The sequence below is a fragment of the Oleiphilus sp. HI0079 genome (genome assembly GCF_001635105.1).
In genome coordinates this window covers 1-1,178 of sequence record NZ_LWFT01000023.1, presented here as the reverse complement: position 1 = coordinate 1,178, position 1,178 = coordinate 1, and the positions used below count along the sequence as shown (strand labels likewise).

The window sequence follows — 1,178 nt, the reverse complement described above, 5'->3', positions numbered from 1 at the left end:
TGCTGAATTAATTTTTATGTGGCGATATGTTCGACGCCATCTTTTTATTGTTTCTCCTACACCTTTGCTTTTACTTGGTGCTGAGGAACCTTCATGTTTACTACTTTCGCACTTACTGTCTTTTCTCTTGCCCCTAACTTTGCGGTTTGCGCAGTCGTTAGATAGACAATGTATGACGTGGCTTTTGACCACTTCAACCGCGCATCGGTTAGATCGCTTGGTTGTAAGCAGCGCGTGTTTTAAAATGTTTTGCATTTCGTTTGCGCTTAATTTCAGAGTAGCTAACTCAGAGATTCTGCACGAAGAAAAAAAGCCTATTTTGTATCTGTGTGTAACAAGCTGTTGGCGGGATGTTTCAGAGTATTCAGCTGCGTAATAAAAGCTGATTTTTTGCGACTTTTTCAGATACACAACGAAATATAGCGTGGTTTTTATACATTTTATTTAGAGAGGCAACGATCGATTGAAAGAAGCAAGGATAAAGAACAAACTGTATAAATAAGAACCAACCACCCCTCGCGAACGATTATTCAAAGGAAAGCATGACCACTTTGCAAAAAATGCGACTCGCGTTTTTTATACTGTTATTTGGCGCATTCTTCTCAGCCCCTTCTCATAGTGAGATCACGATAACAGAGATCAATCCGCATAAATTTCCGGACGCAATATCAAACCCCAGCAAAACTGCACGGCTTCGAGTCACTTGGAAGGGAGAGGTAAAGGGCGTGCGCAATACAACCGTGCTGGGAAGCGTATACAACGCGGGTGAATTTCTACTGTCGAGCGATAGCGATAAAACCTTTACGGTTAACATGACAAACGATGCCGACATCTCCGGCGTGACGCTTAAAACATTCCAGTTTCGATACAACAACAAGACCTACACGACATTCCCTGTCAGCGGGTTGGCAAACCCCGGTGCGGGAACTACCGCCACCGTTGGGATGCGCATACTATTCTCAAAGAATGTGCCTGCTGGAGACATAGCACCCTCTTATACAATCACCGTTACGGAAGACCCATAGCACTGCAAGGCTTATCGCCTTAGCTTTCGAATAGAACCGACAACATATGACGTGGAGCAAAAAGAGAAAGCGTCTCTTTGCTTCGTGTAACACCTGTATATAGAAGACGTCTACTAACTAGCTCTGTCGCGTAAGGCGCAACCACAACAGCCA

At 44.1% G+C, this 1,178-nt stretch carries 2 protein-coding genes; one reads left to right on the top strand and one right to left on the bottom strand.

Features of this window, described 5'->3' with window-relative positions; all coding sequences use genetic code 11:
• Positions 1 to 542: 542 nt before the first annotated feature.
• Positions 543 to 1,025 (top strand): hypothetical protein, encoded by a 483-nt coding sequence (locus A3750_RS00475; protein ID WP_068452759.1) that lies wholly within the window; start codon positions 543 to 545, stop codon positions 1,023 to 1,025.
• Positions 1,026 to 1,044: 19 nt separating this feature from the next.
• Here the strand turns inward: A3750_RS00475 and A3750_RS27240 are convergent, their stop codons facing one another.
• Entirely contained in the window at positions 1,045 to 1,170 is a 126-nt protein-coding gene (locus tag A3750_RS27240) for an ATP-binding domain-containing protein (protein WP_369819910.1), read from the bottom strand.
• Between the last annotated feature and the right edge of the window lie 8 nt (positions 1,171 to 1,178).